We start from the raw sequence: 21,598 nt of genomic DNA, 5'->3' as shown, positions 1-21,598 counted from the left end.
GAGAATATCAATAAAATGCGTCAAGGCATTCCCTTAACTGATGTGGAGAGAATTCCTTGGTTAGAAACTTTGCAATTAGCAATTAAAAAATGGTTGCAGGAAAACAAAAATGTTGTTCTTGCATGTTCGGCACTTAAAGCAAAATATCGAGAATTTTTAGTAGTAGATCAGCAATTAGTTAAACTCGTGTATTTGCAAGGGAGCTTTGCTATCATTTGCGAACGTCTCCATCAAAGGCAAAACCACTTTATGTCGGCGCAACTTTTGCAAAGTCAATTTGACATAGTTGAGGAACCAATTGATGCCATTAAAGTTGATATTGCAGGTTCACAAGCAGAGATTTTAGCGAAAATTTTGCAGCAATTAACAGTTTTATAAACGCTACATATGGAAGTGTAAACAACAGTAAAGACCCCGATTCTTCAAAATAAAGTAAGAAACCGGGTTTCTCCCTGCACGACTATCCTGAATATTTACTTTATGAATGGTCGTTCATTTACTGTTGATGTTGTTGGAGAAATATCTCGACTTCTTCTGGGGTTGGTTGAGATGCGATCGCACCTGCTTTTAATGTAGTTAAAGCCCCAACTGCACTAGCATAAGTGATAATTTTTTTTGCTGTTGCCGCATCACTAAGACTCTGAGTTCCATGAGTCACAATTTGAGCAATAAACCCAGCTAAAAAACTATCTCCCGCACCCGTCGTATCCAATACAGGAACAGCAAAGGCTGGTAGTTTACCCTCATTTTCATCCAAACAATAGGCACAACCATGTTCCCCATCAGTAACTAACACACCATCAACCGAGTCTAGACGGTACTTAATTGCCCCAGCATCGCTAGTATCAAACAACCACTCCGCTTCTTCTTTGGCAAGCTTGACAAAATCAACTTGCTTCAAAATTTCCTTAATTATCCCTGGTGCAATATCGGGATTCTGCCAAAAAACAGGTCGCCAGTTAACATCCAAGATAATCTTCATGTCAAACTTTTCTGCCAGATTTAAAGCATGACGAACCGCCTGAGCGCTTTCTGGGTAGGCTAATTCCAGCGTTCCCAAAACCAGAAAATCTGCGCTTTCAAATAGCGATTGTGGTAATTTTTTCGCCTCCAGATGTGTATCGGCAAACTCGCTAGTATCATATTTACCAAAACCAGCAAAATTGCGATCGCCATCCAAATTTCTGACAACATACACTTGTCGGGTTGGGGCAGTCGCGTGACGCTGGACTCCCTGAGTATCAACCCCAATCTCATTTAAAAGCTGCAAAAGTGAATTTCCGGCTGCATCTTCACCCACACAACCCACAAAACCCGCAGGTATACCCAACTTCACCAAAGCACAGGCAACATTTGCAGGTGCGCCACCAGGATAAGGAGTCCAGGACTCAACCTCTTCCAGCTTTCGCCCCAATTGGTCAGCTAAACAGTCAAACAAAACTTCGCCTAAACACAAAACACGGGGATTATTCATCTCAATTTTTAATTTTCAATTAATTGTGCGATTAATTTTCGATTTTGGAGAAGACTGTTACAGCTTAAAATCTACAATAAATTGTCCCGACATGTCGGCAATTGTTTGCACAAATCAATAGCATTACTTTTTCACCAAACTAAAAAGGCAAAAGTAAATAAAAGTTATTTAAAATTAACATTCAACGCCTGATTTTACATATATAATCCCTTAGTTTCACATTTTGACTAAAAACTACGTATTTTTCAAAAATCAATAGTAAAAACAATTACCATTCAAAAATTAGTTATAAAGAATTAGCCAGAATCGTATTACCACTAACACTTGAAACACCGACCAGCTAAAGAATCTTCTAAAATGAGAAAGAGCAGATAAGTACATATACCAAGGGAGGGATAAATAACTCATGGCTGGTGGCGAGTCACAGACCCCTGTTAATCTGTCAGACAGAGAACTGCAAATCATCGACTTAGTAGCCGCTGGCTTAACTAACCAAGAGATTGCAGGTAAACTGGAAATCAGCAAACGTACAGTTGATAACCATATCAGCAACATTCTCACCAAAACGGGAACCGATAATCGAGTTGCCCTTGTTCGTTGGGCGCTGCATTGGGGCAAAGTTTGCTTAAACGATGTCAATTGCTGTTCTTTACCAACGAAACCAGAAGATTGAAGGCAACAGATGCGATTGTTTACCTGTGCGACTGGTTGATATTTCTTCTCCTCACGCCGCAGTTTGAATATCAACCCGAAGCGCGTCAGGCGACACAGACAAATCTCATATTGCCAACTCAGGAAGCTAGCCCAGGAAAGCGACTTCTTGCTACTATCTGGTAGATGCCTTGAGCATCAAGCCGCCCCAGAAAGAAAGCACAACAAACCAAAATCCTGACGGTTAGGAGAACCGCCCATCCACAACTTTGTGGAAATCGTTTCACCATATACCAGCTTTTGCTCCTCAGTAACCTATCCCGTTGGTTAGAATTTCGCCAAATATTACCTCACAGACCGAAGTTGTAAAGCTTCGGTCTCATTTTTTCGGCATTAACAATTTCAGTTCCTATGCCGGTAACTTCGCAAACATCCTCTCAACTAAGTCCCTGACTTTATTCTCTAAACAATTCCAATCCACATCACCACATTCATCGATTAAACTAGTATCAACAGCAACTGCCTCATACCCAGATACATAGTCCCGAAAACAAACTTCATAACATAACTCCCACAAATCAACGTTTATCTGCTGGTCTTGACGCTGCAAACACAGATGATATCCTGGATGGGGCATTGGTAGTTTCGCGAGCGATCGCCGAATTTCATCTGCTTGTTCTGGTGTCGCAGTTTCGAGTTCCTCTACTAACCTTGTCACTGTTGCCTTGGTTTCGTCAGTAGTACCAGGAGACCAAATCAACACGTCTTGGTAAGTTCCTTTCCAGGGTGATACGTCAAGCTGTTTGCGGATATTATCAATGACGCGGATAAATGCTGGTTGCATCAGCATTTCAGCTTGATGCCATAGGTTCGAGTCCGTGATTTTCGGTGGCATGGGTGATTTTATGTGAATTTTGAAATAAATTTACAAAAAATTACAAAGTATCTTGATAAAAGACTGGGTTTTTGCCTAAATCTTTTATCAAAATAGCGGATTTTGCTGTGGAAAATTTGGAGATATTTATTACCACCTGCTCGAATTGGGTGTTAACACGCTTGGAGGATATATGATTGGCAAGCTACTAGACTATCGTTATCAAGTTATCAGAGTTCTTGCCACGGGCGGTTTTGGTGAAACCTACATCGCGGAGGACACCAAACGTCCTGGCAACCCCATTTGTGTAGTTAAGCATCTCAAGCCTGCTAGTAGCGATTCTAAAATATTTGATACTGCCAAGCGATTGTTCCAAAGCGAGGCAGAAACGCTAGAACGTTTGGGTAATCATGACCAAATACCTCGACTTTTAGCTTATTTTGACGATAGTCTCGAATTTTATTTAGTCCAAGAATTTATTGAAGGGCATACATTAAGCGAAGAATTGGTTGCTGGTGAAACTTGGACGGAAGCGCAAGTAATTCAACTTTTAGATGAAATTCTGAATATTCTCGATTTTGTTCATCAGCAAGGGGTGATTCACCGAGATATTAAGCCGGATAATATTATTCGTCGCCGCAGCGATCATAAACTTGTATTAGTAGACTTTGGCGCGGTGAAGCAACTGCGTGCAGGGGCATATCCTAGCCGTAATATCGCAATTCAGCATTCGGCAACTGTGGCAATTGGCACTCCCGGTTATATGCCTACTGAACAAGGTCAAGGGAAACCGCGTCCAAATAGTGACATATATGCGTTAGGAATCATTGCTATTCAGGCTTTGACTGGTGTTGCCCCAATGGATTTGCAAGAAGACCAAAATACTGGTGAAATTCTTTGGCAACATTTAGCACCAGTAAATCAACAGTTAGCGACTGTATTAAACAAAATGATTCGGTATCATTTTAAAGATAGATACCAAAATGCCACAGAGGCACTACAGGCATTGCGGACTTTTATGCCAGCGCGGGTGTCGGCAGTACAGGAATATCCGAAAGTTTCCAGTCATGCGATCGCCCGAATCCCATCTCCCCAATCACGACAAAAAACAATTGCAGTTGCACCGAGAAACAGTGAGCCGCAAGCAGTTGCCGCCACAGCGAGTGCCAAAATTGTTCGTCGTGATGCTAATGGTCCTGATTTGCTACAAATATTGATTTTGATTTTACTTGCAGGTGGCGCAGCTTATTTTGCACCTGTGGTTGTGAAGAATGTACAGGGTTTGGCAACAAATTGGACGAAGGGTAATAGTTTGGCTACGCAAACCTGTATGGCTGTGACTAAGGAAACAGCGAATATTCGTTCGGAACCGAGTGCGATTTCCACCGAGACAATTTTGCAAACCGCCAGCGAGAAAACTGGGTTTGAGGTGACGGGAACGCGGACAAAGAAAGGTTGGATACAAGTAAGATTAGATACTGGTAAAGTGGCGTGGGTGCATTCGGATGTGGTGGGTAATAACGAAGAATGGGTTACTTGCCTGCGCGATCGAGGGATAGCGATGCGAACGATTAATGATACTAGTATGATTGCTAACCGTCCTGCACTTAAGCCCAAGCCCAAAAATGTGATTGACTTATTTCCTTTTTCGGGTGACAACAGTGAAAATACTGGGTTGGACAAGGCAAGCAAAGTGGAACCGAAACCAATTGTTTCTGCGAAGCCGAATCTGGGTAATTCTCAAGTAGAGGATAGTAAGGTAATTGCCAAAGCAAAAGAGAAGTACGAGTCAGGTGACTTGCAAGGAGCCATAAATTTATTAAAATCTGTACCTACAAGAATTGAGGAAACTAGTAAGATGGTTTCTCAATGGCAGCAAGATTGGGCAAAGGCTGAGGCTTTATTTAAGGATATTGATGAAGCTGTGGCACAGGGAAATTGGGATAAGGTAAAGTCCTATCAAAATCGTCCTGACAAGCTACCGAATATTAAATATTGGCAAGATAAGATGAATCCTCTGGTTCAACAAGCTGCGGATAATATCTCTAAGCAGGCTGAAAATTTAACCAAACAGCAGCAAGTTTGGCAAATTGATAAATCTCCAGTTGATAAGTCTGAAAACATTGAGAAAAAAGAAAACCCCAAGCCAGATAATTTCTTCAATCCTGAAAGTTTACTGAATTTTGGTAATCCAGAACCAACTGAAAGTAATCAGGGAGAAAGAAATGGGGAATAGGAGAATTTCTTTGTCCCCCAAAGTTGGCTGGAAGAATTAATCTCCCAGCTACTCCCCTTTGCGTCTTGACATTCCCATGCTCAGAAGTTATTTCAATTGCTGTTATGATTATTTTGACTGAGGAGTGGGGCGAACTAAACCAGCATCAAAGAAGTAAACGCGATCGCAATATTGTCTACCACTGGAACAAACTGCTTCAATTGATACATTGCTAACACTGCTGACATCTAACGATAGAGTTGTTGGTTGCGAGGGGGAAATTTTACGTGTTTCTGCTGGATTCCCATCTAAATAGACTCTCACTTCGACAGCAGGACTGCGGTTATCATTGTCACGGATTCCGAATCCCAAATTCAAGGTTTGAAAAATTGGCTGTTGGCTATTATCAGGTTTAATTTTACAAGTCATGGCTGCCGAACGATAGCCGGGACCAAGATAAAACTTGCTCGAATAGACAGCCCTACCAATGGCAACATCCATATTTTCTTCGCGAACGTTACCTAGTCCACTATTAACGCATTTAGCTTTTAATAAACTTGTGCTGCGGGGAGGACGTTGGGCTTGGGTAATATTTTCACCCGTAACTGTTCCCAAAATACCCACAGTAGAAAAGGCGACACCACCAGCAATTAGAGAAGTAATCAAGCGAATATTCCGCATAGGACTCAAAGTAATATTTAAGACAATAAGTGAAAACAACATAATAATACGCGATCGCCACTATATTTTCTGAATCAGAGTGCGGATTAGGGTTTATTTGTATTCTTAGTCCATAAATTATCACGGTTATTACGACAGGCTGGGGTTTCTCGTGAGGAATGGTTGGGAGATTAGTTTCATCTCCCCATTGCCATCCCCAAACCCTAATTTATTGAGACACGGAAACGCACAAAGCCAAATTGTCCGGCGGGAATAGTGCCCAAATTGACAACTACCGCACCATTATTGTTACTGCCATTGCAAATATTGCTGTACTCCTGTAGAGGTGCTAGTGGACTCAAGAACCTACCATTATCGGCTCCACTACCTGCATTATTGACGGCAATGCTGTTATTCACATAAGTAGTATCGTTGGGTATCAAGTCGCACAAGCGGATGTTACGGATATTTTCATTACCTTCCGTCAGAAAATAAACTGTATACTCCACAGTATCACCCGATTGTAGGGGTGTTTCCAGGTTGGGAACACCGAGAAAGCGCTCCGGTTGCAGAAGTGTATCGTCGTTGTTATTGTTGGGATCGGGAACAAAGGTATTAAAGTTAACAGGAATTGCTTGACCGTTTCTAGTTGCCCCTGTAATTCGTTTAATTAAGCGAATATTGGGAGTATCGGCAGCACCTAAACGGGTAGAACGGAAACCAAAGTCAATATTGAGTAATTCTTGGTTTGCTTGTGTCAAATTTGCGGTGAGTGTCGTGTTTGTCGTTGGGTTAAACTCATCACCAGGTCGCAGGGCTTCAACAGTGTAAGTACCTAGCGGTAAATTGGGAAAACCATAAATACCATCGCCGTTAGTAGTTGTTCTCCTAATCTCTTGACCGTTAGCATCTCGCAGAATTAGGGTGGCATTGGGGATGCCAGATTCCCCTTCATCTTGAACACCGTTGGCATTGCGATCATTAAATACGGTGTCACCAATTGTTCCAAAAGCTGGGGCACAAAGACGAATTTGAGCGATACCAATGGTTTCATCTTGCCGAGGTTGTCCAAATTCCGTGCCTGGTTCGTAAAGAATTTGAATGCGAGTGACTGCACCAGCAGGTGTGATGGCAACGTTGCCATCGGGGCGACTTGGTAAAGAGTTCTCATTTATACCCACAACTACGTTCCCGGTGACGCGAGTTGTATTTCCAAGTGAATTCAGTGTCACACCGACGGCTGTATCACCATTGAATGCATTAACTGTCACCCGATCTTGGAATGTGAATCCGAAATCACGCTCACCATCACGATCAACATCAAGAAGAGTTAAAGGAGATGCAAGAGTGATGGGGCGATCGAAAGTAATAGTCAGGGTAGCGCTTCCAGGCGCAGGATTTTTACCAATCCCAATGTGAAACCGAAGATTGGGTCCAGGTAGACCACCATAGACATCATTATCAATTCTGGTTCCGTATACTTCATTCCCAAATTGAACCAAATTGGATTCAATAACTTGTCCGGGAATACTCTCGGCAAAACTGAATCTGACTCCCACCCCTCCAGCGTTTATATTTTGAGCCGTAATTGCTTCTACACCCGTTGCTGGTTGCCAATTGACATTTGTGGGTATAGTTCCCACCGGACAGGTGCTTTGAGTCTGGGCAACTGCTTTTTGATGAGAAATACTTGTAAATAAGGCTAGATGCGTTACCGCTAAAGTTGATGTAAGAAAGCAAGATTGTAGAGGTTTAAATTTTTTTCCCCAGATGCGATGATTTACTGGGAAACTTTGTCGCCGTAAGTAATGTAGATTTCGATGCAATATTTTTTGTATTGGTATAAATAAAGAGTTCATTTTTTCATCCCAACAGATAGATCAACTAGTTGTGAAGGTTGTTAATTGTTAATGCTTAATGGTTAACTGAATAATAGGGAAAACTAGAATTTTGACTCTTGTAATCAAGAGAATTTTAAATACTTAACTCGAAAATCAGAGATGACAATTCCCAAGTGTGGCAGTCAAATCCACACTCGGTACTTAATACTTTCGGCTCAGGACTATTTAGTTGACTGTGACGCGGAAGCGGACAAATCCGAAGTTCCCACTAGGAACATTACCTAGATTTGCAACTACAGCACCGTTACTATTAGTACCTGGACAAATGTTGGTGAATGAATCTAAAGGCGCAAGGGGTGTTAAATATCTACCACCACTAGCCCCATTACCAGCACCACTAATCCCAATACTGTTATTAGTAAAAGTTGTTCCACTGGGTACTAAGTCACAGAACTGAAGATTATTAATGTTTTCATTCCCTTCTGTCAGAAAATAAACTGTGTATTCGATTTCATCGCGCGATCGCACGGGCTGTTCGAGGTCAACAATTCCCGAAAAACGTTCCGCTTGAGGTAGATTATCATCGTTACTATTGTTGGGGTCAGGAACAAAGGCACTAAAGTTAGTACCACTAATGGTTTGACCATCACGTCTAGCATTGGTAATCCGTTTAATCAGGCGGATATTTGGCGCTCCCGAATCACCTAAAGCAGTTGTCCGGAAACCAAAGTCCACATTCAGTAGTTCTTGGTTTGGTTCGGTGAGATTCGCGGCTAAAGTGGTGTTTGTGGTTGGGTTAAAGTCGTCGTTTGGTCGAAGTACCTCAACTGTATAGTTACCTAATGGCAAAGTCGAGAAGCGGTAAGTCCCATTACTACTTGTGGTAGTTCTAGCAACCTCCTGACCAGTCGAGTTACGTAAAATTAAGGTGGCATTGGGAATACCTGGTTCACCCTGTTCTTGAGTTCCATTCCCATTGCGGTCATTAAATACGGTGTCCCCGATTGATGCACCTGGTGGTGGTGGTGTGCAGATACTTAATCTAGCTAAACCAACGGTTTCATCTTGTAGGGGTGTACCATATTCTTGACCTGGCTCATACAGAATTTGAATCCGATTGAGTTGAGCCGCAGGTGTGACGGAAACGTTACCATCGGGTCTGTCGGGAAAAGAATTTTCGTTGATCCCCACAGCAACATTACCTTCCACACGAGTTGTAGTGCCGAGCGATCGCAGGGTGACACCCACGGGAACATCCCCATTGAAGGCATTAACGGTGACTCTATCCTGGTAAATAAATCCGAAGTCACGTTCTCCATTGCGATCAATATCTAGGATAGTTAGGGGAGATGCAAGAATTACAGGTCTCGAAAAGTTGATGTTTAAAGTGGCGTTTCCAGGTGCAGGAGTTTTTTCCAAACCGATATTAAAGCGGAGGTTTGGTCCAGGTAAGCCACCATAGACATCATTATCAATTCTTGTTTCTAGGTTATCGATCACTTGTCCGGGAAGACTTTCACTAAAATTGAAATTGACCCCGACTCCACCGACATTGAGGTTTTGGTTTTGAGTTGTAATTGCCGCCGCACCTACTGCTGGTCTCCAATCGATAGTTGTTGGGGTAGTACCGACTGGACAAAGTCCTTGGGTCTGAGCAACTACTTTCTGTTTTGGCATGACTGTTAATAACCCGATTTGAGTTCCTGCCAGTATTATTGCCAGAACATAATATCGCAGAGATTTGCAGATTTTTCGCCATCGGCGATGGTGCTGGTTACTTCCAGCAGGAGTATCTCTTGCTGTGGGAGGTTGGCGCGATAAACTACGCAAGCCTCTATTCAGCATGACTTGTATTTGTTTAAATAAAGTTTTCATTTCAACCTCCCAAGATACCTCCACTGACAACTTCCGGTAGTGGTGGATTATTTACCGATGGACATTTGCGAGAACACACTGGTTAGTTTTCAGCTATGTAGCTTTTTACCTTCTCCGAGGACGCACAGGACTTGGTTGAGCCTGGTTGCGTCTTTGTTCGATTTGTAAATCGTCTTCTTGCTCTTCGATTTGAATATCGACACCGCGAATATCCTTAAAGATGATTTCCGCCCGGCGATCGCGTGCATAATCGACAATATCTGTACTACCTGGAACTTTACGCTGCGACTCCCCTAAGGAACGAATTGTCATCCGCTCCGGTGCAACGCCTTTACGTAACAAGTAATTTCTCGTTGATAATGCTCGTCTTCTACCTAATGCTAAGTTATATTCGTCACTTGCCCTTGGGTCAGTATGCCCGACAATCTCAATCACAATTACGGGATATTGCTGTAACACCTCCGCTATACGGTCTAATACCTGGGCGCTAGCTGGACTAATAAACGATTTATCCAAGGCAAAGTGAATATTGCGGGGGACGCTAATCTGCAACGGTGGTGGCGGTGGTGGTGGTTCTGGTGGTGGCGGTGGTTCTGGTGGTTTGGGTCGGGAAGTACACTGCGGTGGGACTATGGGTTGCGGGCGCGAGTTGGGTGTGAGGTTGGGGAAAGTTCCCGGTTCGCCAATAACCGCAGCTACCGCCGGCTCTGAGGTGCCGTATTTGGGGTCGGTTGCGATCGCGCTAATTGCATCCCCTTGTTGCAGATTACTCAGATTGGCATTAAAGTTACCATCTTTGTCAGTGGATACCGTGGTCAGTGGCTGATTCAACGCCCCATAACCTAAGTCATAGACGGAATCTTTGCCACGCTGGTAGTCACTCAATTTATAAATTGTTACCTGGGAGTTGGGGTCAGCTTTCCCTTGGACGGTGACTCCCGTAGCTGATGGTGGAAATGCCCTGGTTGTAAATTCAGGTGCATTAATGGCGGCATTCCCTGTTTCCAGACGACGGTTGCGGGAATCCCGTTGCGGGTTAGCACCATCTCCTTTTTGAAAGTCGCTCACATCAAGGTTACGCTGGTTAATGAGGTCGATGCTCAACCCTTCTAACACCGCAAATTTGTTGTCGCGAATTATATTTTTGACTGCGGGGCTATTGCTACCGATATCGTTGCGGGGAAAGGCAGTAACGCTGACACCTGGACCAGTTTGGTTATCGATTTCATTACCAATTACTTGATGGTTACTACCCATCAAATACACTGCTGCTCGCCGCAGCCTTCTACCGTTGTAGGTAATTTTGTTGTTTTGCAGGGTGACATTACCATCGGGTTTAAATAGATACACTCCTGCCCCGTCGTTAGCACAAATTAAATTACCTGTAATTTGCGAGTTAGTAACAATACCCTCAAACCGTAAGGCATCTGGCATTCCCGCCAACCCATTACCAACGATAATATTTTCCGTGACTAGCGTATTTTCACCACGGACGGAAGTAATAATTGCACTACCATCGTGATAATAAATGCGGTTGCGGCGAATTGTTGTCCCTTGGGAGTTGAATACATATACCCCAAAAGCCGAAGTTTCTGTAGGTATTTTTTCATCAACCGTTAACCCTAACCAATTGTCCTCAATAGTGACATTCTTGGGGGGAATATCCCGTTTGGAAAATGGAAAGTTACTACTGGGTGGTTTTTGGCGGCTAATATCGGGTGGCGGCAATTTATGAGCAACGACTATATCCCCAGGTGGGGTAGTTAAAGTTACGGGTTTAGGAACACCATCATAAATTAAGAGGTTGCCCAATTGTTGTTTGACGGGACTGGCATTAAAACCATAAATGCTCAACCCGCGTACCGCAATTCCATCGGCAACAATTGTCAAACCGCGAAATATTTCCGTATTCGCTGCTGGAGTGATTGCCACCACGGGAATGGGAATGGCAATTTCAGCCGTTGCCGACTTTGTCGCATCATATCCCGGTTGGGTTGTCCCATCAATCGTTAAATTGGGACTTACTAAGTCGGGCAATATTTTTTGTAGTTGAATTGTGGTTGCACTTGCGGGCAAATTAAATTCAATTCGTGAGCCTCCCGTCACTGGTTGCACTTGGGCTTGTTCGACAGGGCTAAGTTGTTCGAGTTTGAGGGTACCATTTACCAGTTCCACTGCTTCCCGCAGAGTTAGCTGGTTATCTGCCTGCACATCACCATCTTGGTTGCTGTTTACCACTACCCGCAAAGCTGGGGTGGGAACTGGTGCAGCAGTTGGTTGCTGTGCGACTTTGCCAATATTGGTTTTGTGAATATTGGCTTGATTAATATTGACTTTTACCTCCGATACCTGACTAACTGCAACACTAGCAGGCAACAGGTAAAACCCACAGGCTAACAAACTCAGGGTAATAGGGGAAGCAAAAATTGGCATTAGCAGCAACTTTTCCCCTGCTATTTTTCTCCTCGTACACCATAAATTAATCAATCTGGACATCAATCCTCACTCCTCTCCACTACACCTTGAACGTTTGCCTGGGGTTTGGCATGTTGCTGTTTTAAAAGATTGATGAGTTGCTGCCGTTGCGACTGTTGTGGCTGGATTTCCAACTGTTTATTTCCCAGTTGGTTATTTTCGGGGGAAATATTGGGTGCAACAGTATTACTTAAATTCAGTTCAGGTTTAATTCCCCGCAACCTATTGAGAAGATTTTGCCGTGGCTGTGCCGGAACTGCCAAAGGTAGAGTTGGGTTTTGTGGCACAGTCTCTTGAGCCTCCTGATTACCTAGTTGTCTTGATTGAATATCAGTTGGCGGTGATTGCTGCAACTGCATCCCTTGACTGCTGGATTCAATAGCTTGATTTTGCTCAGGTTGAGTTTGCGTTTGCGGTGATTGTTGCTGTAACTGTTGTGGGAACTCAATACTAGGAGTTTCAGTTTGCCCCGGTTGAGTTGGTTGTGACTCGCTACTGGGATTCGTGGGCAAAGGATTTTCTGGTGGTGTCTGGGGTACTAATCCAGAAACTGGTTGAACTTCTGACTCCTGCTGTTGTTTGGGAACCGGTTTCTGTAATCCGAAACCACCGAAAAGTTCGTTCAGCTTCAAACTGATGTTCAAATAGAAACCACCATCGGAGCGATACCCAGAGAAATCGCGATCGCCATTCACATCCACGCTACCAAAGCTGTAACCTGCTGCTACACGTAAATCTGGAGTCAAATAATAACCGCTTTCGACTGCCAGTCCATACTCCGTATAGCCATTACCAATGTTGGAATTTTGACCAATCCACCGACCTTCTACGGCGAGGTCATTTCGATATCCTAAGCGATAGGTTGCCCGCACTTGAGCGAGTTTTGCCGTGCCATCAAATCTGTCACCGTCAGAAAAGGTGACACCATTACGGAGGGCAAATTTACCAAAGAATTCCCACCGCCAATTGGGAGCATAAATACCCTCAGCCGAGAATGTATGACCTGTTACTGTCGAACCAATTAATTGTGATTCCGGGATGGAGTCAAAATTCTGCCGCCATTCATATTTGAGTAACCCGTTAAATTTATCGTTTGTCGGGTCGCGATATGCCAAACCAATTTTCAGATTTGAGGTATCACCCAGTTCTTGGAAGCGAATACCAGAGACATTACCAATACTCGATGCAGTCGGTAAAAATACGTTAGCTTCACCGGCTTGTTGATAGCGAACCAATGCTGTCAAAGCCGGACTAATTTTTCCTGCTGCTGATGCCGAGATGACTAAGTTGTTATTTTCACTACCATCACGGTATTCAAAGCGAGTGCTAGCTTGGAAATTGGGGTTATCAGTGTATTCAAGCCCCATGCTGTAAACGGAGCCGGAGAATAATCCCAGGGAAGAAGCAGTTTGTCCGACAGCGTAATATTGCTCGAATTGGGGTCCGGCGGCGGTGGCGTTGAACATGTTTTTAAAGACATATTCGTAACCAAGACTAAGACGTAATCCCGGTGCGATCGCCCAGCGATTATTCAGTCCGACTGCACCTTGTCCTTGGAGTCCGTTGTATGCCGAAAGTACCGAATATCGCCCGGTAATTGCAGTATTTTCCGAGAATTTATGGTCTAGGAGTGTATCAAATGTGGTAATGGAGTTACCCCTAATTAATTCACTGCTATCAAAGAATTGATGTGCAAGTCGGAAAGTCACCCCTGGATATGCTTTCCAATCCAATCCTAATGTCGTTCTATTGGGATACAGGGGGTCACTGTCGCCGAGATTCAATTCATTTTGGGCTTGGAATAACAAAGACTCACCCAAGGGCACCTTCAGCCGCGAAACGAACTGTTGAGCATCACCATCAAAGCGATCGCTCACCCGGTCTTCACGGGAACGGTTCACATATTCGGCGCTGACTTCTGGACTCAAGCGACTCCTTCCTAAACGCTGCAACAGTCCCACACGAAAAGTCTGTAATTCATTACTGACTCGTTCTCCCGGACGTGCTAAAGGTTGGGGATTGAACAAGTCAAAGAAGTCAACAACTCTTCCTGGTGCTGTGCCGTAATTCTCTTCAAAGTCATAAGCTGCCCGGAAGGTAGTGGTTTCCGTTAATCTGGCGAGTAGGGATGCTCCATAACGGGTTTGTCCAGGTGAAAAACTGGAAGTGGCATTATTGACAAAATTCGGCTCTACCCCTCTGTAGTAAGCCTCAGCCCCAATGCGATCGCCAAAATTCCCACTCGCTTCAATTCGGTAAGCATTGCCATCAACACTAGTTCCCGTGAGTAAGTCGCTGTTGGAACGGGCAAATTCCCCGACAATTTTGCCAGAACTACCCAAGGAAACCAAAAAATCAGCCCCATATAGCTGAAAATCGTTATCTCCTTGGTCTTCCCGCAAGTAACTTCCCCCAAAAAATGATTTTTGATCGATGTCATTGGAGAAGTTGTACTGCAATCGTCCAGCATATAGACTGGAATCCCTACCGCCCTCATTTTGATAGGAGACAACAACACGCCGCACCAAGGTTGCCCCAAATGGATTCAAATCAGTTGCTAAAATTGGACGACGGAATAATAACGTGCCTCTGTCGTAATCAATCTCATAATCCTGTCCCCGGTACAAGGGTTGACGCTCCACTACTGTACCCGGACGGTTAATTTCCTCCGCTTCCACGTAAACAGTTTCACTTCCCGGAACTAGTAAACGCTGTGACAAAAAGTAATTTCCACTCGTCCCATTCGGTACAAATGTATCGCGCTGAAAACCTTCGATGTTGTTTGCATACATCCCCGTAATTTGCAACTGCCCAAAGTTATAATTCAACTTCAAACCATGCAACTGCCGCGTAGTTGCTGTATACAACTGGGAACTTCGAGAAAATTCTTCGGTATTGTAATCCCCCCACATCAAATAATCGGGTTCTGCACCAGGTATCGATGGAGTTCGCTCAAACCGGGCATAAACACTATCAATGGAGGGTGTAGTCGGTGTCATTGTCGAACTATCACCGTAGACAGGATACTGCTGTTCGCAAAACTGAATGCTGCCAAACAAACGGTTTCTGCCTTCACAATCCTGGTTAATCGGTCGGTAGCTATTAAAAGCCCCCGTAAATAACCACTCCCCGACTTTTCCTGTCGCAAATACCGAAGCCTTGAAATCTACACCCGTACCATCATTAATACTGCGCGGATTGAGAAAATCGCCAAAACTGCCCCAATAATCGGTTCCTTTTTGACCAATTCGCAAGTTAATAATCCCCGTCGCCAGCGAAGGGCGTAAAAACGTGACAAATTCAACTTGGGTATAGGCTTCCAACGGCGTATCCGTCAACCTCTCCAGAATCGAATTATCTGTTTGCTGAGGAAATGGCTCATCTGCACGGGGACCAACTATTCTAGAGTCGAGTTGAGTTACATTTGGTGAAAAAGAATTAGACCTTCTTGCCCGAATTTTGTCAACTGCTGCCCGCACGCGCACCTGTTGAGGCTTAATATCAGCTTGTAAAGTGGCAATAAATTCCCCATCACGGGCGATGACTTGAAACCCTTGCTGGTCGCGACTTTGGTCTGTACCGACAAACTTACCCGCACTGGTTGTCAAGGTGACGATGACATCCCCAAGAATTGGTTGACCCTTTTCGTCAGTTAATGTCCCCCGTAACTTAACCGTCGATCGCCCATCTGCTTGTGCCCTGGGGTCTCCGGCTGGGACAATATCTAATTTGATTTTTTTGCCTTCATTTTCAGAAGGCAGGTTTGAAGGCGAAGATGGCGCTGGTACTGTCCCCTGCTCAACTTGGGGTGTGGGAGAAATTGGAGAATTAGTTGGAGAATTACTCGGAAAATTCAGAAAATTTTCCGGGTTCTTGATAGGTGGTGAAGAAGAAGGAATTATTGGCAATGTACCACTATTACCACCTACACCACTCGGCGATGCTGGCGTTATTCCTTCTCCTGCTTCGGCAACTAAAAATGGAGACCAAGACAAATTGGACTTGTCTTGGGGAAAACTGGCTTCATGGGCGACTGATAGCGTTACCGCCCGTGCCGCAGAGGGAAACAATATTTTTGCACCAAACATTGACGGAAGTGCAACCGCAAGAAATGTCGAAAACACTCTGGCATTACTCTTCACTAACATCTTCATGCACAAAATTGCAGATAATTCTTTTTCCCCTATGACAGTGTGTGGGGTGTCCCCCCTTTGACATTTGTCGATGTCTGACCGCAATTTATAAATACTGACTCCTAGCTTTTTTGTTTTCATCGCTTACCCTCTGAAAACGCAGGCGTGACCGCAAAATTTACCCTTGCCATGCTCCCAGGTGCTAACCGCACCATCCGAGATTGGCTGTTTCGTTCGATGAAATATTTATTTGGCGCTAATGCATAACCCGGCAAACTGGTCAAATCTAGTGCTGCCGAACGATAACCGGAAACAACATTCGCTAGGGAAAAAAGTCCATTAGCATCAGTGACAATGCGGTTGCCATCGTCCATATAAATGACTGCATTCGGTACTCCCGGCTCATTTGGCTGCTGTTCGCCATCAAAGTTCTTGTCTATGAATACACGCCCAATTAAAGTCCCGCAATCTGACACAATCCCAGGACGAATCCTTAGGGAGTGGCTAGCCTGGTTACTTGTGAGATTTCCGGCTCTTGCTTGTGCTAAGTTTCTACCCGTACCTCGAACGGCATCGGGCGTTACTTCTACAGCGTAGGAAACATTTAAAGTCTGGTTGGGTTGTAATTCTTCGGGCGTAGTGATGGTCACTATACGGTTATCACTACTGCTGAGGGAGAGTTGGATTGTGCGATCGCCAATATTACCGCGAATTGAGCGCCGGGCAAACAACAATCCCAGAGGTAGCCTATCGGTTACAGTCACATTCCTAGCAGCCACTCTCCCGGTATTTCTAATCGCCAATCGATAGATTACCGTATCGCCCGGTTCTGCGGCTCCTCTGTCACCAGTTTTGATGATTTCCAGTGCCGCCTGCCCAGCTCTCAAGGTGACAGGATTGGAATCAACAACCCTTCCTCCCGATGTTTCTGGAATATTCTCCGCACCCACACGCGCGGTATTGCGGATTTCAGTTTGAGCAGTACCTGGCAATACTTTATAAGTAAAAATACCTAAGGCGAAAATAGCAAAAAAGAGGCTTCCGCGCCTCAGCCATGATTGTATAGATGTCATTGGTAGGCATCAATGTAATAGCAAAGGTTTCCTTAATAATCAGGTTTTAAATTTTAAGAACCTAATTCCGAATTTGATTTTTGCTGACTCCTAAATCAGCGAAAGGCGGGTCATCATGAAAAACATGCAGTTTCGAGTGATAAATTTGCATCCTTCTCACGTTGGTTTATAAATTTTTTTTGTGATTAGAGCATGTTATCAAAAGAATATCAATCCTCACAATACGGGTTAGTTTGCCGTGACAAATTTTTGCCCTATTTGAATATCTTTGCAATCTCTCTTTAGAGAGATGACTTTGCGATTAATGCTATGGATAGCAGAATCAAAAATTATTAATTTTTGCTCAACTAAGCTGGAGAATTTTAAGTCGATTAACTAAATTAATTGATCGCTTCGCAAGAGATGGTTTATTAACCTCAATGTGGGAACTTAACGCCAAGGCTTAGCTATGGTATTCGCGTGAGGACTATAGAACTCTAACTGAGTGATTGCCTGGAAAGCAGACTGATTTTTAGGTTTTTATGTTCCCAGAAGAAAATCAAAAACTTACCGATGCTGCGATCGCAAATGTTTACTATTCCTGACAATCTCAGTAATCTTTCTGCGAATAATCTGAATCAACAATCTCGAAGATGTTTTTGCCGAATCTTGGGCTGTTTAGAGAGCACTTCAGTAATATTACCCAGAAATTACTGATAAGTAATCAGGGATTCAAAAAAATCTTCAGTATTTTTTCTTGTCTTAAAATGTAGGGGTTTATCAGTATCCGATTTTTTCCGCACGTACAAAAACAAATGTTGTATTTTTTACTTAATTTTGTTTTCGTTTATCTGATTAATTACTAATTAGAATATAGATAGTGAGATATTTAAGATTATCAAATTATACTCTTTTTACAATCTCTAGGGGCTTATATACAAATAATTGGATTGATGATTTAGTAATTAATTTTGACTAATCACTGATGATATAAAATTATTTTATTAGTACATTAAAAGTAACTTTAGTTACATTTTTTGTAATTGATTTGCAAAAAAAATAGGTTTTATGGGAATAGTAGGAGTAAAACAATTAATACAAAGTTTTCTGATAGTGGTATTTTCAGAGCTTTGATAATGATCAGAATATTTGATGAAAACTGAGCTTGTGATTATCAAATCCAACACTACAGAGATCAACTATGTAGAAAGGTTACATTGAACCTCTCTACAAAAGTTTGGAGGTAGTAATTTCTTTAACCTGGCGACTATTACTGGTTGTTCAGTTATTGATTGAGACTCACATCAGATTCCAAATTATAAAGCCATGACAAAAAGGCGATCGCATTTAACTAAGGCAATCGCTATGAGTAGTGATACTGTTGAGTAACTACTGCATCTAGTTAATACGCATCGTCATATTCGTGGGATTCAACTCGTCTAGAATCCGTGCTGCGAGGAGGTAAAAACTCCGCACGACGAGTGGTATTAGCCAGTGGAGGAGTGGGACCAGTGTAAGGATGAATCACTTGAACTGTACGTACTGGACGTTGTTTTTGGGTGAACAAAGCCGATATGCCAGCAAAGACAATACCACCACCAACAGTTAAAGCAATGCCCCCAACTGCCCAAACAATACCCGATGACCACCAAGGGGTTTGAGACTGTTGTAACTGGCTACGTTGATTGTTTTGGTTTTGTAATGCTTGAGCTTGAAACTGATTGTTAAGATTTACCAACTGGTTTTGAAACTCTTGATTTTGTTTTCGCAATCCTTCGTTTTCCCGTTGGAGATTCTCTAATTGCATTTTCCCACGTTCGAGGTCTAAACGTAGCTGATCATTAGGAGCATTTGGCACAGGATTTGGTAGCACTGGCTGTCCGGGGTAGCCGCCATATATTTGACCTGGTTGTGGCATCATTTGTGGTGCAACAACAGGTGCTTGGATTTGCGGAGCAACCGTTGTGAAGCCGGGTTGGGTTGGGTTAACTGTTCCTTTTAGTAAAACAAGAGCTGCGAGTCCGGCGACTGCAACTCCGCCAATAAATGCCATACTTTCACTCATCGCTTTCGCCCCTACCTTGCGATGTAACTATATTCATTAACAGTTGAAACACTCTCACACTCATATACTTATACCTTAATTGACTTCACATAACACCCAAATCCTAATACACGGTGTCGGTAATTGACGAGCCGCCTCATACACGCTTTATATATTCAAGACGATATCTGTTAAATTGTCTACCAAAGAGGATAAGAAATTGTCACTCTTAACACTTTCTCTGAATTCCTTTCCGGCAATATTTGCGGTGAGTTATTTAAATTTTTTATCAAAGCATGGGATTCTCGTTCAGTCTAGGTGACTTGATTTGAGATTTCCGCTCTAAGATAGCGCTAAATTCAGGCTTTGGCAAAATTCTTCAATGGCATTCAAACCTTGTTGGGGGGTTCCTGTCGCTAACCGTTTGACGATCGCACTACCGACAATAATGGCATCTGCGCCCCAATCTTTGATTTGTTTGGCTTGTTCGGCTTGGGAAATTCCGAAGCCAACACCGATAGGTTTATCAGTAACTGCACGTATTTGTTTGAGTAAATCAGACACTCGTGTTTCTATTTGCGATCGCACTCCTGTGACACCCGTGACACTCACCAAATAAATAAAGCCTTGGGAAGCACGAGCAATAGCTTCGATGCGTTCGGGAGAGCTTGTCGGTGCAACCAACAAAATTAAATCAATACCGATTGCTGCTGCTGGTTCCAGTAAATTAGCAGATTCTTCAAGCGGTAAGTCGGGTACTACTAAGCCAGCAACCCCCGCCTGTTTAATTGCCAGGAGAAAATTATCAATCCCGCGATTTAAAATTGGGTTGTAGTAAGTAAAGAGAATAATCGGCGCTTGTAAATGAGGAGTCGTCGCCGTCAACATTTCGAGAATAGCTTCCAAATTTGTCCCCTGAAGCAAAGCACGGGTGGCTGCGGCTTGAATTACGGGACCATCAGCCAAAGGGTCAGAGTAGGGCACACCCAACTCGATCATACTAGCACCACTTTTATCCAATACCCGTAACGCTTCAGCAGTGGTATGCAAATCGGGGTCACCAGCAGTAATAAAGGGGATAAAGGCACATTTTTGATTCTGTGCCAAATTTTGAAAGCGATCGGAAATTGCAGTCATTGTTTTGATGATGTGGTTATTAGCTATTTGGTTATTGGTTATTGGCTATTGGTTATCCAAAATTGGGAATTTTGGAATTGACAAACAACTAATAACTAACGACAGATAACTAATTTACCTGAGATTGCTGCTCCTGCTCAATCTCGGCTTGAAGTCGTTCTAATTCTTCCGGTGTCAATTCTTCCAATCGCTTTGTCAAATAAGCATCTTCATACCCTTGGCGTTGCTTGTGGTAGGTCATTTGATTATTGACTGCCCGAAAAAGATATGTCAGCAACCAACCAATCAAACCTATGACGAGCAGAGCTTGAGTCCAGATACCAGCAGATTGGCTATCGACACCGAATTGCTGAAATATGATGTAAACCAAGCCACCTGCAATAAAAACGCCTAAAACTATACCCAGAGCGTCAATACGTCGCATCTTAACTTATGACCTACCACTAACTAAAAAATTTAAGCCTCAATAGTTCTTCGCCGGGGTCGGAAATTGAGTACGGGCGACAGAACCAACAAACCAGGGAAAAAGAAAAATACCAAAAAGTACATCAGCAAGCGTTCTATGGAGCTAGCAGTATACCAGCGCCACTTCAAGTAAAACACAACTATCACTGGCATCACGAGGAGATAAGCTCCAGCCAAAATTAGATAAAGCAGGGGTACAATCAGGTCTACAGTCATAGTTCTGTTGCTATGTTGAAGATATTAATCGCATTTTCACCATCATAGGCTGAATTACCGACTTCAGGAAAGCCATGCGATCGCTGCTTTCATGGTAGCTCGTGATGGGGTAGAAGGGAAACAGGAGAGGGAGTTAAGCCAGAGATAACAAGAAAAATAAGCCATACAAATACCATCACAATTTTTTTTTCAAAAAATGTTGGACAAAATACATAATTGATGGTTAAGTATATAAGGCGGTGTTTGATGCCTCCAACAAACAAGTGACTCCCAAAGTCAAAACGGGGGTGTGGCGGAATGGTAGACGCTACGGACTTAGAAAACTGAGCCTTGTTAGAGAAATCTTTCAAGTGGAAGCTCTCAAATTCAGGGAAACCTAAAGTCTGAGTATTTAGAATCTAAGTAATTCAGATATGGCAATCCTGAGCCAAGCCGATTTAAAAGTAATAAGTTTTGAGTAACTTTTAACTTTTCGGAAGGTGCAGA

General features: G+C 43.3%; 16 protein-coding genes. 4 read left to right on the top strand and 12 right to left on the bottom strand.

What is annotated here, in order from left to right; translation table 11 throughout:
* On the top strand, nt 1-378 hold a 378-nt coding region (locus VB733_RS17640), incomplete at its 5' end, for a gluconokinase, GntK/IdnK-type (protein WP_323341364.1).
* Nucleotides 379-496: 118 nt separating this feature from the next.
* Here the strand turns inward: VB733_RS17640 and VB733_RS17635 are convergent.
* Nucleotides 497-1,474, bottom strand: coding sequence for a carbohydrate kinase (locus VB733_RS17635; RefSeq protein WP_323341363.1), 978 nt, complete (start codon nt 1,472-1,474; stop codon nt 497-499).
* Between the two features lie 406 nt (nt 1,475-1,880).
* Between VB733_RS17635 and VB733_RS17630 the strand changes: the two genes are divergently transcribed.
* Entirely contained in the window at nt 1,881-2,147 is a 267-nt protein-coding gene (locus VB733_RS17630) for a helix-turn-helix transcriptional regulator (RefSeq protein WP_323341362.1), read from the top strand.
* Nucleotides 2,144-2,311 carry a hypothetical protein gene (locus VB733_RS17625; RefSeq protein WP_323341361.1) on the top strand — a complete coding sequence of 56 codons (168 nt, stop codon included), beginning with the start codon at nt 2,144-2,146 and terminating at the stop codon, nt 2,309-2,311. Before VB733_RS17630 ends, VB733_RS17625 begins: the two co-directional genes overlap by 4 nt.
* A 223-nt stretch (nt 2,312-2,534) precedes the next feature.
* Here VB733_RS17625 and VB733_RS17620 read toward each other — a convergent pair whose 3' ends face one another.
* Entirely contained in the window at nt 2,535-3,020 is a 486-nt protein-coding gene (locus tag VB733_RS17620; RefSeq protein WP_323341360.1) for a hypothetical protein, read from the bottom strand.
* A 172-nt stretch (nt 3,021-3,192) separates the two neighbouring features.
* Between VB733_RS17620 and VB733_RS17615 the strand changes: the two genes are divergently transcribed.
* The gene (locus VB733_RS17615; protein WP_323341359.1) at nt 3,193-5,235 is read left to right on the top strand and encodes a serine/threonine protein kinase; all 2,043 of its coding nucleotides are present in this window, start codon (nt 3,193-3,195) and stop codon (nt 5,233-5,235) included.
* A 108-nt stretch (nt 5,236-5,343) separates the two neighbouring features.
* Here VB733_RS17615 and VB733_RS17610 read toward each other — a convergent pair whose 3' ends face one another.
* The 10 genes from VB733_RS17610 to ndhL form a co-directional block, all read right to left on the bottom strand.
* On the bottom strand, nt 5,344-5,937 hold the full coding sequence (locus tag VB733_RS17610; RefSeq protein WP_323341358.1) for a hypothetical protein: 594 nt from the start codon (nt 5,935-5,937) through the stop codon (nt 5,344-5,346).
* A gap of 161 nt (nt 5,938-6,098) precedes the next feature.
* On the bottom strand, nt 6,099-7,733 hold the full coding sequence (locus VB733_RS17605; protein WP_323341357.1) for an SdrD B-like domain-containing protein: 1,635 nt from the start codon (nt 7,731-7,733) through the stop codon (nt 6,099-6,101).
* A 207-nt stretch (nt 7,734-7,940) separates the two neighbouring features.
* Nucleotides 7,941-9,590, bottom strand: coding sequence for an SdrD B-like domain-containing protein (locus VB733_RS17600; RefSeq protein WP_323341356.1), 1,650 nt, complete (start codon nt 9,588-9,590; stop codon nt 7,941-7,943).
* Nucleotides 9,591-9,695: 105 nt separating this feature from the next.
* Nucleotides 9,696-12,086: an OmpA family protein gene (locus VB733_RS17595; RefSeq protein WP_323341355.1), complete on the bottom strand. Its 2,391-nt coding sequence runs from the start codon at nt 12,084-12,086 to the stop codon at nt 9,696-9,698.
* A complete protein-coding gene (locus VB733_RS17590; RefSeq protein WP_323341354.1) occupies nt 12,086-16,339 on the bottom strand; it encodes an Ig-like domain-containing protein in 4,254 nt (1,417 codons plus the stop codon). The genes VB733_RS17595 and VB733_RS17590 overlap by 1 nt, the downstream gene beginning before the upstream one ends.
* Complete coding sequence (locus VB733_RS17585; RefSeq protein WP_323341353.1) at nt 16,336-17,271, bottom strand: hypothetical protein; 936 nt, start codon at nt 17,269-17,271, stop codon at nt 16,336-16,338. Before VB733_RS17585 ends, VB733_RS17590 begins: the two co-directional genes overlap by 4 nt.
* A 1,381-nt stretch (nt 17,272-18,652) precedes the next feature.
* The gene (locus VB733_RS17580; protein WP_323341352.1) at nt 18,653-19,315 is read right to left on the bottom strand and encodes a heterocyst differentiation related protein; all 663 of its coding nucleotides are present in this window, start codon (nt 19,313-19,315) and stop codon (nt 18,653-18,655) included.
* A gap of 321 nt (nt 19,316-19,636) precedes the next feature.
* On the bottom strand, nt 19,637-20,431 hold the full coding sequence (gene trpA, locus VB733_RS17575) for a tryptophan synthase subunit alpha (RefSeq protein ID WP_323341351.1): 795 nt from the start codon (nt 20,429-20,431) through the stop codon (nt 19,637-19,639).
* 109 nt (nt 20,432-20,540) lie between these two features.
* Nucleotides 20,541-20,855, bottom strand: coding sequence for a DUF3007 family protein (locus tag VB733_RS17570; protein ID WP_323341350.1), 315 nt, complete (start codon nt 20,853-20,855; stop codon nt 20,541-20,543).
* A gap of 32 nt (nt 20,856-20,887) precedes the next feature.
* The gene (ndhL, locus tag VB733_RS17565; RefSeq protein WP_323341349.1) at nt 20,888-21,112 is read right to left on the bottom strand and encodes an NAD(P)H-quinone oxidoreductase subunit L; all 225 of its coding nucleotides are present in this window, start codon (nt 21,110-21,112) and stop codon (nt 20,888-20,890) included.
* Nucleotides 21,113-21,598 lie beyond the last annotated feature (486 nt).

Source organism: Calothrix sp. UHCC 0171, assembly GCF_034931845.1.
Taxonomy (GTDB): Bacteria; Cyanobacteriota; Cyanobacteriia; order Cyanobacteriales; family Nostocaceae; genus Brunnivagina.
Note: the sequence above shows the minus strand (reverse complement) of the source record. Positions and strands in the feature narration are given on the sequence as shown.